The 14174-nt window shown below is 35.1% G+C and carries 16 protein-coding genes; 11 read left to right on the top strand and 5 right to left on the bottom strand.

Annotated features, from left to right (window positions below; all coding sequences use genetic code 11):
* Positions 1 to 46 precede the first annotated feature (46 nt).
* The 4 genes from QW128_08540 (at position 47) to QW128_08525 (ending at position 4497) form a co-directional block, all read left to right on the top strand.
* A complete protein-coding gene (locus QW128_08540) occupies positions 47 to 847 on the top strand; it encodes an SDR family oxidoreductase (protein ID MEM3833612.1) in 801 nt (266 codons plus the stop codon).
* 437 nt (positions 848 to 1284) lie between these two features.
* Entirely contained in the window at positions 1285 to 1695 is a 411-nt protein-coding gene (locus QW128_08535) for a HEPN domain-containing protein (GenBank protein ID MEM3833611.1), read from the top strand.
* On the top strand, positions 1655 to 2014 hold the full coding sequence (locus QW128_08530) for a nucleotidyltransferase domain-containing protein (GenBank protein ID MEM3833610.1): 360 nt from the start codon (positions 1655 to 1657) through the stop codon (positions 2012 to 2014). Before QW128_08535 ends, QW128_08530 begins: the two co-directional genes overlap by 41 nt.
* Before the next feature lie 917 nt (positions 2015 to 2931).
* Complete coding sequence (locus QW128_08525) at positions 2932 to 4497, top strand: acyl-CoA carboxylase subunit beta (protein MEM3833609.1); 1566 nt, start codon at positions 2932 to 2934, stop codon at positions 4495 to 4497.
* On the opposite strand, the gene QW128_08520 is transcribed toward QW128_08525, so the two are convergent.
* Complete coding sequence (locus QW128_08520) at positions 4492 to 5019, bottom strand: acetyl-CoA carboxylase biotin carboxyl carrier protein subunit (GenBank protein MEM3833608.1); 528 nt, start codon at positions 5017 to 5019, stop codon at positions 4492 to 4494. The two genes, QW128_08525 and QW128_08520, sit on opposite strands and share 6 nt — an antisense overlap.
* Before the next feature lie 241 nt (positions 5020 to 5260).
* Between QW128_08520 and QW128_08515 the strand changes: the two genes are divergently transcribed.
* Positions 5261 to 5491: an IS200/IS605 family accessory protein TnpB-related protein gene (locus QW128_08515; GenBank protein MEM3833607.1), complete on the top strand. Its 231-nt coding sequence runs from the start codon at positions 5261 to 5263 to the stop codon at positions 5489 to 5491.
* Positions 5492 to 5828: 337 nt separating this feature from the next.
* Here QW128_08515 and accC read toward each other — a convergent pair whose 3' ends face one another.
* Positions 5829 to 7346 carry an acetyl-CoA carboxylase biotin carboxylase subunit gene (gene accC, locus QW128_08510; protein MEM3833606.1) on the bottom strand — a complete coding sequence of 506 codons (1518 nt, stop codon included), beginning with the start codon at positions 7344 to 7346 and terminating at the stop codon, positions 5829 to 5831.
* A 271-nt stretch (positions 7347 to 7617) separates the two neighbouring features.
* Between accC and QW128_08505 the strand changes: the two genes are divergently transcribed.
* Entirely contained in the window at positions 7618 to 9045 is a 1428-nt protein-coding gene (locus QW128_08505) for a pyridoxal-phosphate dependent enzyme (GenBank protein MEM3833605.1), read from the top strand.
* Positions 9046 to 9328: 283 nt separating this feature from the next.
* A complete protein-coding gene (locus tag QW128_08500) occupies positions 9329 to 9694 on the top strand; it encodes a hypothetical protein (GenBank protein ID MEM3833604.1) in 366 nt (121 codons plus the stop codon).
* Positions 9695 to 9908: 214 nt separating this feature from the next.
* On the opposite strand, the gene QW128_08495 is transcribed toward QW128_08500, so the two are convergent.
* Positions 9909 to 10301: a hypothetical protein gene (locus QW128_08495; GenBank protein MEM3833603.1), complete on the bottom strand. Its 393-nt coding sequence runs from the start codon at positions 10299 to 10301 to the stop codon at positions 9909 to 9911.
* Positions 10294 to 11073 (bottom strand): ATPase domain-containing protein, encoded by a 780-nt coding sequence (locus tag QW128_08490; GenBank protein MEM3833602.1) that lies wholly within the window; start codon positions 11071 to 11073, stop codon positions 10294 to 10296. The genes QW128_08495 and QW128_08490 overlap by 8 nt, the downstream gene beginning before the upstream one ends.
* A gap of 70 nt (positions 11074 to 11143) precedes the next feature.
* Here QW128_08490 and QW128_08485 point away from each other — a divergent pair, with 70 nt between their 5' ends.
* The 3 genes from QW128_08485 to QW128_08475 are packed head-to-tail and all read left to right on the top strand — an operon-like array spanning position 11144 to position 12396.
* Positions 11144 to 11839, top strand: coding sequence for a nucleotidyltransferase family protein (locus QW128_08485; protein MEM3833601.1), 696 nt, complete (start codon positions 11144 to 11146; stop codon positions 11837 to 11839).
* A 6-nt stretch (positions 11840 to 11845) separates the two neighbouring features.
* On the top strand, positions 11846 to 12121 hold the full coding sequence (locus QW128_08480) for a TIGR00304 family protein (GenBank protein ID MEM3833600.1): 276 nt from the start codon (positions 11846 to 11848) through the stop codon (positions 12119 to 12121).
* Complete coding sequence (locus tag QW128_08475) at positions 12115 to 12396, top strand: hypothetical protein (protein MEM3833599.1); 282 nt, start codon at positions 12115 to 12117, stop codon at positions 12394 to 12396. The genes QW128_08480 and QW128_08475 overlap by 7 nt, the downstream gene beginning before the upstream one ends.
* Positions 12397 to 12414: 18 nt before the next feature.
* Here QW128_08475 and radA read toward each other — a convergent pair whose 3' ends face one another.
* Complete coding sequence (gene radA, locus QW128_08470) at positions 12415 to 13398, bottom strand: DNA repair and recombination protein RadA (GenBank protein MEM3833598.1); 984 nt, start codon at positions 13396 to 13398, stop codon at positions 12415 to 12417.
* A 201-nt stretch (positions 13399 to 13599) separates the two neighbouring features.
* Between radA and QW128_08465 the strand changes: the two genes are divergently transcribed.
* Complete coding sequence (locus tag QW128_08465) at positions 13600 to 13887, top strand: LSM domain-containing protein (GenBank protein MEM3833597.1); 288 nt, start codon at positions 13600 to 13602, stop codon at positions 13885 to 13887.
* Positions 13888 to 14174 lie beyond the last annotated feature (287 nt).

Below are 14174 nucleotides of genomic sequence, written 5' to 3'. Positions count from 1 at the left end.
GATAAAATACTTAAGCCTTAGATGAGTTACATTATAAGGAAATATTATGAGATTAATGTTTAAGGATAAAAAGGTATTAATTACGGCATCTACGAGTGGTATTGGTTATGCTATTGCTAAAAGATTTTTTGAGGAGGGAGCTAAAATAGTTATATCATCAAGAAATCCTGAACATGTGTCTAGAGCGTTAAAACGTTTAACTAAGGGAAAGAGTTCACTAAATGCGTACGGTATTCCCTGTGATTTGACTGTTTATGATGATGTAAAAAGATTAGTTTCGAAAACTGTAGAACTTTTAGGTGGCATCGACATTTTTGTGTACAATTCCGGAAATCCTGATAATGAACCTGCAACGTTTTTTGAGACATCTCCATTAGACTGGGAGTATGCCGTGAAGCTTTACACATTAAGTCCTGTATGGTTAACGTTAGAGATTGCTCCTTACATGATTAAACAAGGTTATGGTAGGATTATTTTCCTTGGATCTGTTAGTATAAAAGAGCCCATGCCTGTACTAGCTCTTGCAGATGTTACTCGTATATCGATACTCCCGTTAGCAAAATTATTAGCAAGAGAATTAGGCTCAAAAGGAATTCTTGTTAATGCTATACTACCAGGTTCTTTTATGACAGAAGGAGCAAAAAGACTCATAGAACGTCTTGCTCAAAAAGAGAAAAAATCTAAAAGAAGCATTAAAAAAGAGATAGCATCCTTAGCATCATTAAATCGTTTTGGTTCCCCACGAGAATTAGCAGACGTTGTACTATTCTTAACATCAGATGCTGCATCCTTCATAAACGGCTCCATCATCACTGTGGACGGTGGGATGTCTCGTTCAATATTTTAGCAGACACAATAAAATATCTTCGACTGACATTAGCATCAGACATATTAAACATAGGAATTCTTCGGAGAGCGTCTCTAGGAAGCCATTAACAAGGGTCGATTTTCTGCCACTCAGCATGTAAGATAACCTTAGCGATCCTTGAAGAATTGGAGGAAGAGACACAGCGAAAGTGAAAAACCTATTGTCAGAAAGTTCTTCATACAGCTTAATCCACAATTATACAAGTTCTATAGTGATAGTATTAGAATTTCCGTCAAACCGAGTTCACTTATAAAAGGCTAAAGTATAGTGAATGTCAGAAGAAGTTCATAGACGCTTAAAAGGAGAAGGTAAGGGGATAGACTAACGAGAATCTTAGAAGCAAGAACATCTTGACTTTAGCGGAGGAGAGTGTTAAATCATAATAACTTTAAAAATCTCTACGGAATAATTAAAATATGTTAGATTGGGAAGAATATTTAAGATGGTTAGAATCTGCCGAAAAAACATTGGAGAGTGCAAAGAGAGAAATAGATAACAACTGGTCATGTTTTAAGGCCGAACAATCAGCACAACTGGCAATAAAAGGTCTTCTAATACTTCTTGGAAAAGATTATTTTGGGCATGATATGCTGGTCTTAATCAAAAAAACAGAAATAAACGTAGAAAAAGATATTCTAGAGTCCGCGATGTATTTAGGAAGGCTTTATATTACAACTAGATATCCAGACGCTCTACCAGGCTCCACACCCTATGTTTATTACACTGAAGAAGATAAAAGAAAGGCTATTGAATGCGCTGAAAAGATATTAGATTGGGTGAAGAGTATTGGAGAAAATCTTAAAAGAAAGGAAAAGGCAAAGAAATAACGTAATCAAGAGCGTTAGAGCTTTTGCTAAAAAAGTTAAGAAAAAATTAGGAAAAGTTACTATAGTACTTTATGGAAGTTATGTTAGAGGAGATTTCAATTTATGGAGCGATGTTGACATACTAATAGTAAGCGAAGCATTCAACAATGTAAGATTTTTAGATAGATATGAACTCTTTAAAAACGAAGAAAAACCAGGTTTCGAACCAAAACCTTACACTCCAGAAGAATTTAAACAAATAATAAACAAGACAGGATGGAAAGGAGCACTAAAAAACAGGATCATTTTAATTGATGATTATAAGTTCTTTAATGAATAATTTGATCCTCAGATTTTCAATTTCAAAATAGTAAATTGCTCTCTAATCAAAACATTATGGATTAAGATTTATAGCTTTTTCAATTTTTGCTATTTACAGACCAGGTTCGCGGGATTTGCCGGTGATTTAACCCCTCTCATGCTGAGGGCTTTCTTCTGGTGTGTTGGGTTCTGAGTTAAGTAGAGATTCATAGTGTTTTATCACCTCTACTCAACTCTTCCCTCTCGATTAGCTCATCGAGGGCTTTCGGGGTGAACCCGACATCCCCACATCTGAAGGTCAACCCCAGCCCACCCATCCTCATAGGAAGTCATGCTTCCAGAGTAGAGGGGACACTAAAACGTATGAGCAAACCATATTTAAACCTATCTGCTCTGAAAATACTGACAAAGGCAGCTAAACGCTGCCTCTTAGCCTTAAAAAACAGTTTCAAAATAGATAGACTTAAATAGACATAAGCCATAATATCTTCTTGATGAAGAGGCTTTACACTCTCAAAGAGGCGACTTAAGGAATCCTAGGAAGAGGTCTAGTGAATGGGGTTTCCCAAAAGAGCCCCCAATGAGCTAATTGAGGGGGAAGAGTTAAGTAGGAATGAAAACAACAATTCGCTATGTATTCCTACTCAACTCAGAACCCAGATACGTGTACAGGCTACCGTACAAAGCATTCATCAACATAGCCAGGCGGTACGACTACGAGCTGAATGATGAGAAAAAGAGCGGCGACGATCACTGATGTTCTCTATAAATAGCAAGTCTGTAAAGATTTTGAGGGTATGGGGGTATCTGGAAAGCGAATTTCCTGCGTGATTGGACTTGTTTTCAGTATTTATCCTAGAGCTAAAGCTCTAAGTTTTCTGAGCGCTCATATATAAAGTTAAATCTTATGTGTAAATTAGTTATTTGGTGTTAGAGATGGAATCTCGTAAGCCTAGTATGGGTGAGCTTATTGAGGAGTTAAGGAGAATGAGGGAGCAGGCTAAGCTTGGTGGTGGTATTGAACGTATTAAAAGGCAACATGAAGCTGGTAAGCTTACTGCTAGGGAACGCATTGATTTATTGGTTGATCCAGGGACTTTCATAGAAACTGATATGTTTGTTATCCATAGGTCAACGTATTTTGATATGCCTCAAAAACGTTATCTAGGTGATGGTGTTGTAACAGGTCTTGGAAAAATTGATGGAAGGTTAGCTGCAATATTTTCACAGGATTTTACAGTTTTTGGTGGATCTCTGGGTGAAATGTATTCTAAGAAGATAATAAAGTTGATGGACTTAGCTGCCAAATTAGGTATTCCTATTATTGGTCTTAACGATTCTGGTGGTGCAAGGATTCAGGAAGGTGTTGTTAGTCTTGAGGCTTATGGTGAAATTTTTAAAAGAAATACATGGCTTTCCGGCGTTGTCCCTCAGATTGCTGTGATCATGGGTCCTTGTGCTGGTGGTGCTGTTTATTCTCCAGCCCTGATGGATTTTGTTATTATGGTTCGTAAAACATCTCACATGTTTATAACTGGGCCTGATGTAGTGAAAACAGCTACTGGAGAAGACGTTACTTTTGAGAGTCTTGGTGGTGCTGACGTTCATGCTGAGAAAAGTGGTATAGCACATTTCGTTGCTGAGAACGATGAAAAAGCCCTTAATCTAGTTAAGAGACTTTTAAGTTATATTCCATCTAATAATATGGATGATCCACCTAGAATTGAGAGCGATGATCCTATTGATAGAATTGATACTGAGCTTGAGAGTATTGTTCCCTCTGATCCCATGAAACCTTTTGACGTTAAAGAAGTTATTAAGCGCGTAGTTGACAATGGCGAATTTTTTGAAGTTCATGAGAAATGGGCTCCTAATATAGTTGTTGGTTTTGCAAGGGTAGGGGGTCGTAGTGTTGGTATTGTTGCAAACCAGCCTCTTTTTATGGCTGGCGTACTAGATATTGACGCATCTGATAAAGCTTCACGATTTATCAGATTCCTCGATGCTTTCAATATACCAATAATTACCTTTGTTGATGTGCCTGGTTATATGCCCGGTACTGCACAAGAACATGGTGGCATTATTAGACATGGTTCTAAAATGCTTTATGCTTATGCTGAGGCGACAGTTCCAAAAATTACTATAATTTTACGTAAAGCTTATGGTGGTTCATACTTAGCAATGTGCGCAAAAAGTATGGGCGCAGACATGGTTTATGCATGGCCTTCTGCTGAAATTGCCGTGCTTGGACCTGAAGCCGCAATAAAAATACTTTACAGGAAAGAAATACAATCTGCTAAGAATTCAGAGAAATTTATAGAAGAGAAGATCGAAGAATATAGAAAACTTTTTGCAAATCCTTATAAAGCAGCTGAAATGGGATTCGTTGACGATGTGATTGAACCTAAAATGACACGCCCCATGATAGCTAAGGCTCTTGAAATATTAGACACAAAACGTGAAGACAGACTACCTAAAAAACACGGAATAATACCCTCATGAACTAAACCTTATCAATGGAGAACCCCTGTTCACTACACTACCTAATGATACTAGAATCTCCTTTATTATACCATCTCTGTCAGATGATATAATGTTTTCCATCTTCATCGACTCTATAACTAAAAGGGACTGCCCTTTCTTAACTTGAACGCCTGGTTTCGCTAATATTTTTATTATACGTCCTGGCATCGGCGACGTTATTAAATCTTTCTCATGAGTTGTTATTGATGAAACGGAAGTTTTTGTAACTAAACTATCTGGTTTTCTTTCTTCAACTGATTTTATAAGGAGTAACTCACCATTTACATACATAACATTAGGCAAATTCTCAAATCTAACTACATAAGGAACATTATTAATTTTCATTAAAATCTCTGAGTTTTTGATTTTTATTTCATCTATTTTGAAAATCTTTTCTCCGTCAACCACAATTTGTAATGTATCACCATTTTTTATTATACTTACACTGTGTTGATCTCCCCAACCGAGCGTAATCCTGTACTCTTTTTGATCTAAAGTCATGTTCATTTTTCTAGAAAAAAAATTAAGTAATAAACTTTTACAAAGAACTTGATAAAAAAAGCCTAAAGCGAAGAAATGGACATCTTTCGACGTAAACCTGACGAACACAACAGCTCTCATAGATGGGAAAATAAAGCGTTACGATTTGAGAGAACTCTACCACGCGCATAGGGTTCACGAAATCAAGAGACAAAGAATACAAAAGTTATCTAAATTCAAGCCAAGAAGTGTTCTGAGCGTGATGAGGAATAGGATTAGGGATATCATGCACAAGTTAACGAGTACGATAGCTAAGGAGTTAAAAGAAAAACAGAGCGGAGCAATACTCGAAAACCTGAAGAACATCAAGAATAGGATTCTGAACAGCTCAAGAAAAAACAACAGAAAACCCTCCAAATGGAACGCCAGAACATTCCAATTCATGCTCGAGTACACTCACCTTTTATTGGGTAATTATATCAGTAAAAGCTGAAATGGTTTGGTTTGGATGTAAATCCAAAGGACTCCTCTAGAACCTGTCCCCTCTGCTCCAGAAGCATGGCTTCCTATGAGGGGCAGGCTGATGAAGTGTAAAACATTCAGATGTGGGGATTCATGAGTTCACCCGAAAGCCCTCGACGAAAAATCGAGAGGGAAAAGCTATGTGCATCCATCAAAGACCACGTAACTTAGAACCTTATTAGTTTTGGGATGAATCAATAATCCTGGGCTTCAAACATTATACAAATATATGTAATTAACCTATAAACATGTCTATTTTGAAAATGCTGACCACTGCTTCCAACATTCTTAGGAGAGATTTTGATTATTTAGTGTCTTGATTTAAGCAATTTTTCACGACCATAGTACTTCCATAGGGATATGCTACTAGTTTTTTGGGTTACATACTTTAATGTTTTTTGATTTACTATTTCTTTGGGTATGTTAACATATGAAAGAGTAGCTATGGCTGCTTTTAAGGCTCTCTCAGTTTTTATTTCTTCTAGAAAGTAATCAAGTTTCTCGTTTAGATACTGCGTGTGTATTGTTCCTTTTATAAAATCGGGATCATGGAATATTCTTGAATGTAGTGGGAGTGTTGTTTCTATTCCTTGGATACTGTATTCAGATATGGCTCGTTGCATTCTATGGATAGCTTCCGATCTTGTTGAACCCCACACCATTAATTTGCTTATTAAAGAATCGTAATAGCTTGGTATCTCATAACCTTCATAGACACCGCTGTCAACACGTACCCCTGGTCCTCCAGGCTCATGATATTTTATAATTTTTCCTGGGTTTGGAGCGAAATTGTTTAATGGATCTTCTGCATTAACGCGTATTTCCATTGCCCATCCACGTTGTTTTATATCTTCTTGTGCAAGGTTTAGTTTCTCGTCTGCAGCGATCTTAATTTGGAGTTTCACTATATCTATTCCAGTAACTAATTCTGTGACACCGTGCTCAACCTGTAGTCTTGTATTCATTTCTAAGAAATAATAATTATTATCCTTGAAAAGAAATTCAACAGTTCCGGCGTTAACATAACCGGCTGCTTTAGCGATATTTACTGCACTTTCTCCCATTTCTTTACGTAGCTCATCGCTTAATGCAACTGAAGGACTTTCTTCAACTAGTTTTTGATATCTTCTTTGTATTGAACATTCTCTCTCGTAGAGATGGATTATATTACCATAATTATCAGCTACAATTTGGAATTCTATATGCCTTGGTTTTTCTATGTATTTTTCTATGTAAATTTCTGGATTGCCGAACGCAGCCAATGCTTCTGATCTTGATATCTCAAATGCTGTTTTTACATCATCTAGTTTTCTTACAATTTTCATTCCAATTCCTCCTCCACCTCCTGAGGGTTTAATTAAAATTGGCAATCCAAATTTTTCCACAAACTCCTCTACATTTTTTAAATCAGGCACTGGTTTTAATGTTCCTGGTATTATGGGTATGTTTAATTTTGAAACAAGCTCACGAGCCTCTAACTTAGCTCCCATTTTTTTCAAAGCATCAGAGCTCGGGCCTATGAATACGAACCCAGATTTTTCAACCTTTTCCGCAAATACTGGATTTTGTGATAAGAAACCATAACCAGGATGTATAGCTTCAACACCAGATTTTAATGCGACATCTATTATTCGCTCCATGTTAAGATAACTTTTTAACGGTTCAGGTTCACCTATTTCATGAGCTTCATCTGCTAATTTTACGTGAAGTGCATTTTTATCAACATGAGAATATATTGCGACTGTCTTTATAGAGAGTTCTCTTGCAGCCCGTATTATTCTTACAGCTATCTCCCCTCTATTGGCTATAAGTATCTTACTAAACATTACATAGTTTATAATAATTACCTAACCTTTAAAACTATCGTCCCTTAAGATTAAGAACACCACACTTATTAAATCAAAACTGATAAACTAATATTCTGAAATAAGGTTTTAGTTTATAGCGCTCTTTAGTTAAAGCTTAGAGTTTCTTGTTAAACTGACATAAAAATTTATTAGTAAAGGTGGAATATTTTTATTGTCTGAATTAGATGTTGAGAAGAGGGTTAGCTGATGCGTCCGCAGATGATGATTTTGCAATAGTGAGTTGATTATCATGAACAGGTTCATACTCAAATGCACAGAGTGCGGAAGCGTTTTTTCTGAAATACCAGTCTTATCTAGGTGTCCCAAGTGTGGTGGTATTGTCATTTATGAATATGACTATACCAGTATCACTAGTTTCCCTAGCAAGGATCTTGGCATGTGGCGTTATAGGTCATTATTTCCAATAAATAATGACATTCCTCCTATCACTCTTGGTGAAGGTAATACTGGCCTTAGGAAAGCCGAGAATTTGGGTAGGTTATTTAATTCAAAACACCTGTATATTAAAGACGAATCAAAGAATCCAACCGGTTCATTTCTAGATAGGGGTAGCTCTGTGTTAATTACTTTTGTTAAGCACGGTAATATTAAGGTTAAGAAAATGATATTAAACGGTGTAGGTAATTTGGGAGCATCTTTATCTGCTTACGCTTCAAAAGCTGGTATAGAATTAAATGCTTATTTTTCCGGCTTTACAGATCTCGGTAAGTTATATCAAATGATAGTGTATGGAGCCAAGCTAATTCCTTCAACAACCAAAGAGAGAGAAATGGTCATCCCAGTAATTTATAATGCATATCATGTAACATCATCTGATCCTATTTTTGCGGATGGTTTAAAGACTACTGCATATGAAATTGCTGAAGATCTTGGATGGAGTGAACCTGATGTTATTGTATTATCAACCGCCAGTGGCATGCACTTATCTATGATTTGGAAGGGTTTTAATGAATTAAGATCTTTAGGACTTGTTAAGAGAGGTTCTGTGAGATTATTTGGTGTTCAGGTTGAAGGTTGTTCTGAAATAGCAAACATCTATTCAAGAAAATATTTGAATGAGATCCATGATACCCCAAAAAAATCGGCTATACCTGATCTGTGTGTAAAAAAACCTGCATATCTAAAATTAGCTATTGAGGCAGTAAGAAAATCTGGTGGCACATTTTTAATTGTGAATGAGCATGAGATAATCGATGCAATTAAATTATTAGCTAGAAGCGAAGGAATATACGCAGAACCAGCTGCAGCATGTGCTTTAGCAGGTCTAAAAAAATTATACGATGAGAAAATTATAGACAAAGATGAACGTGCAGTTTATATAGTCACTGGCAGTGGTCTCAAAGATGTTAAGTTTGTTGAGCGATTAATTGAAAGCCCAAAAATAAAAAGATTAATACGAATACGTTCAATTAAACAAAGTGGCCTAGGCTCTGTAAAAAATATGATACTAAATCTTCTTAAACACAAAGAGATGTACGGATATGAAATATGGCGCGAACTATTAGATAAAGGCTATAAACTTACTCTACCTGCAGTATATCAACATCTAACTGAACTAGAAGAAATGGGTTATATAATAAGTAGAAAAGTTGAAATTGGAGGAAAACTTCGAAGATACTACACACTTACTGGCAAAACTTACTCTCTCCAAAATTAAAGCTAAAAGAGCCTATTGCGAAATTCATGAATTTTCATTACCTTTCTTACTCGGTTTTTGAGCGTTTTCGTCACTAGAAAGAACAGTTCATGATCAGTTCAAACTACTCGCTCTGTTCACCTACTGACCTCCTCCCCGCCCTAAAGAGAGAGGCTTTCAGGTTGTAAAAATCTATCTTACTCAGAAATTGCTGATCAATCCGTGTTTTAGGGATTCTGTCTATCACTACACTCTAGAAAGGGAAAAATTATTAGTGTGTATAATAATTAGATACTTGGTTATCATGTCTCAGAGTAAAAAACCAAAACAAGAAAAACAAGAAGATAAGACAATTCCAATGGAAGCTAAACGAAAAACTCTTGAAGAACCAATAAGAAGACAGATATATTTTATGAGAATGGTCATAGCAATAATTGCAGGAATATTAGCGGGAGTACTTCCACCGTATCTATCACAAAGCATTGGCTTTGCAATTGGTATACTTGCATATGCAGTATCACAATATGTAGCAATCAAACGATATAAAAGATCACCAGAAGAAAATACACAGATGTTAACAATAGGAATATTCTCTTATGTGTTACTTTTCCTGATAATTTGGTCATTAACTATAACATTAATAAACCCGGAAACACTTAATATTAAATAATAATCTTTCTTCCACCTTGATGAGTTCTGAGCTATGTGATCATAGAGAAACATGCTTCTACGGTATCTTATTCTATTTCTAATATAAACGAGATTTTCCATGATTGATTTAACATTTTTCTCCGTCGCTATGTTGGTGATGGTATTTGGCACTCTATAGAGTATTAACTGAAAAATAAAAAATTCTCAGAAGAGAGTATGTTGACTAATTAATGTTAAGCTGTCTGTTCTTTTATTTTAATAATGTTGTTGAGAATGTATATCATTGTAATTATATAGCCTCTATCAAAATCGTCTGTGAAAGGCATGTTAAGACGTTTAATGAAAGTAGTAATAAGGGTTTCTATCTCTGTTGATTTCATTTTTTTGAATGTTTTTTCTATGAGGGATTCTTTTGAATTATTATTTCTCCTAAAACTTTCTATTAATCCTTTAAGAGCCGTGTACATTCCTCTTTGCCATGCATTTTTCTGATCGAACTTAATACTATTAAACTGGGATAATGCTTCATTGACATTATCATAATAAAGATAACGCACTATGTTAGATATTGTTTCAATATATGGCTCTATTAAATATTGTTCTAGTGTGTTAATTCCTTTATACATCTTTAATTCCCTCTTCAGTTATCATAAATCTCACTGATCCTTCTTTAGTTAAGGGCGTTTGAATCAATTCAGCAACCCTAATATTGTTTTCTATACCCTCAACTTTTTTTAGTAATACTCGTATGTCCATGTTTTCGCTGAGCATAGAACCGCCCGGTACCATGATAATCTTTCCCTCAGGTATCATAGATATTGGATTAAAAACAACAACTGCAGCTCCTAATATATACGCGACTTCTTTAAGTATTCTCAATTGCATTCCTAAATATTTCAATAACAATAATTGATTACCTACTTTTTCATCAACACTTGTTCTAATATTACTTACTAAAGTATCTACAATTACAATTTTCGCATTCTTTTCTCTAATTACTGATGGTAATAATTGAAAAATGACGTTCTGCTGCTCAAGACTTCTTACACTTGCCACGTGCACATTTTTAAGTACCTCATTAGGGTTTAATCTTAGGTATTTAGCAATTTTAATAAGCTTTTCAGGTCTAAAAGTGCCTTCAGTATCTATATAAATGACTGGAGAGTTCAAGCCTCCTTTTTTCTTGGGTAGCTGTGCGCTCACGGAAAGCTGATGAGCAATTTGTGTTTTGCCGGTTCCAAATTCACCATGAAATTCGGTTATTAAATGTGTAGGAATACCACCACCTAATAGTGTGTCGAGATTTTTAGAACCAGTAGATATGAAGCTAATCTGCCCTCTAGTAAGTAAATCATTCATACCCTCAACCTTAACATTTGAGATAGTTAGCATACTCATAAATACCCTAATAATAGATAAGCGTCAACAAATATAAAGGATAACGTTCTAAAGAATTATGGTGTGCAGTTTGCGTGGTGTTATACTTGCTGCTGGTTTAGGAACAAGGCTAAGACCCTTAACCTACGTAATACCTAAAGCACTTTTACCATTAGGTGATAAAACAGTTATTGAACACATCATCAATTGGTTCAAAAAATATAATGTACGCGATATTATAATAACAACATCCTATCTGAGTAAGATGATAGAAAATTATCTAGGAGATGGTAAGTGGCTCGATGTAAAAATTAACTATGTACATGGACCACCACTTGGTACAGGTGGACAACTTTACACTATAAAAAACTTAATCAATGATACATTTATAGTAACTTATGGAGATTCTGTGACAGATTTAGATCTTACATCGATGATAGATTTTCATAAGAGAAATAATGCCATCGTAACAATAGCAGTGGTACCAATTGATGTAAAAATAAAGTATGGAGTAATAAAATTTGACAAAGAAAACAGATTTCAAGGCTGGGAGGAAAAACCAATTATAAAGCAATTAGTGAACATTGGCGTATATATAATGGAGCCAAAAATATTCAATTACCTAAACGGAAACATAAAACCAATGAATGAATTAATTTTACAAATGTTCTATAACAATGAGCCAATATACGTGTTCACCTCTAATGCAACGTTTGACGACATAGGAGATTACCAAGAATTTATTGAGATAAACGATAAATATACGAAGAGATTAGGTAAAATATGAAAGAAAATGGATACGACATATTCATCACTGATCTTACTTGGATTTGGTATAATCATACTAGGATTCATCGTGTTAATGATAGCATTAATGATGACAAGCCTTAGTAAAATAAAACAAGGGGAACAAAAACCCAAAAGCGAGGTACGTGGAGGTGGAGTTGTATTAATAGGTCCTATACCTATAGTATTTGGCACTGATAAACAATCGTTAATCATAATACTGAGTTTAACTATTGTGATAATGATACTAGCAATAATATTACTATGGGGATTACGATGGTGAACAATCAAACAAAAATCATGATAGCAGGTATATTATTAATTGTTATAGGATTTATTATAGTATTTATTGGAGGAGTACTCAGCATTCCGTCAGGAGGAAATACAAGTGGATCATTCGTTGTACTAATAGGTCCTATACCAATAATTGGATCTTTCGGTCCACAAGGCACAATATTAACATCGTTGAATCTCATATTAATACTCATCATTATCATAATAGTAATTGTTTATGAAATTATAACATATAAATATTTAAGAAAGCATTCTACAAAATGACTGATGTGACTGATTGTTTTATTTTTCTTCGGTGTCAGTTATTCCTTCTTCTGATATAGCGAAGACTGTTTCAATCTCAGGATGCATCGGTGAATCAAGTATTCGTGCTATTCTTTTGTTCTCTTTACTCTTTCTTATAATAATTCTGTAAGTACATCCATGAGCAACGATGTTACCACCAGCTGGCTTATTTGGATTGCCAAAGAACACATCAGGTGAAGAAACTATTTGATTAGTCACAATAACCGCAACATCATAAATCTCGGCCAAAGTCAACAAATCGTGAACATGTCTGTTTAGCTTCTGCTGACGCATAACCAAATTTTCTCTACCAGGATATTCACTCCTAAAATGACTAACTAAACTATCTATTACAACAAGTTTAATGTTTTCTTCAGGTATCCTCTCTCTTAGTTCTCTCACAAGAAGAACTTGATGATCACTATTATATGCACGAGCATAAATTATATTATTAAGAGTAGTCTTAGGATCCAAACCCTTTGCCTGAGCCATTTGAATAATTCTCTCGGGTCTAAAAGTTCCCTCAGCATCTATGTAAGCAGCTTTACCATTTAAACCACCTTTCTCCCTTGGAAGTTGCACATTAACAGAAAGTTGATGGCATAATTGCGTCTTACCAGAACCGAACTCACCGATAAGTTCTGTTACAGCTTTTGTTTCTATACCTCCACCAAGCAAATTGTCAAGAGTTTTGCTACCAGTAGATATATAACCAACAGTTTGCCTTTTTTGGTAGAACTCATCAGCAGTTATAAAACTGATGCCAAGAGCCTGTCGCGCCGCTTTAGTGATTTCCATAGCTTTATCAAGACTTAATCCAGTCAAGTCTGCGATTTCTTTTGCCGATGCTGCAGCTATAGATTCAATAGTAAAATATCCAGCCTCCTTTAATTTACTCTCAGTCGCCGGCCCAATACCTTCAATATCCCTTAATAACATAGGAGCCTTTTTTACCTCAGCATCTTCTTTAGCCTTTGCCATACCTCCTCTATTATAGATAAACAAAATCTTAGTTATATTCTCTACTCTCCAAATATTACAACAAATCTTTATTGAAAATACATAAAACATACAACAAACTTTAATACTTCATTACCTCAGCACTTGATTAAAACAAATTTAATTTAAGGAACATGTAGATAGGAGCATTAAGTTTAAATAATCTTTGTGGTATTCATGAGAATGAGGTTTAGAAAAACCATGAAGGTTAGCCGCATAGAAAATAGTAACATACAAACAATGACACCACTAGGATTAATATATAAAGTAATAAACAAACATGTAAATGTGCGCTTAAAAGACAACACATTACTTTATGGTAGCTTAGCAGCGTGCGACACAAACATGAACATCATCCTTATAAATGCAGAAGAACAAAACGACAATGGAGAAACAATTGTAAAATACGGTAAAGTTTTCATCAGAGGAAATAATATACTTTATGTTCAAGTAAAAGATATATTAATATAATCTAACTCAGAATCAACACTAATATGGAGGGTCTCAAGCTGTGTGAACATAAAAACCTTAAACGAATTGCTCTCAACAATTCTCTCTCCTGAAAATAAAAATAATCTTCCTCAGTTCTCACATGATCTATCACTTACTACAACAAAAACAATCTTGCACTTTCACAACACTTCATGCTTAATCGAATTTTGTCTCTAAAGAATCATCGTTTTCTCCTGCAATTAGTTCCACAAAAAGTCTTGGAATGTCTTAGCTGCTTTTAGTTTCCTTTCGAAAAACGTTCAGTA

It is taken from the genome of Thermoprotei archaeon (assembly GCA_038881895.1).
Classification (GTDB): domain Archaea; phylum Thermoproteota; class Thermoprotei; order Gearchaeales; family WAQG01; genus JAVZOV01.
The sequence above is the reverse complement of the archived record's forward strand: the minus strand, read 5'-3'. Positions and strand labels throughout refer to the sequence as shown.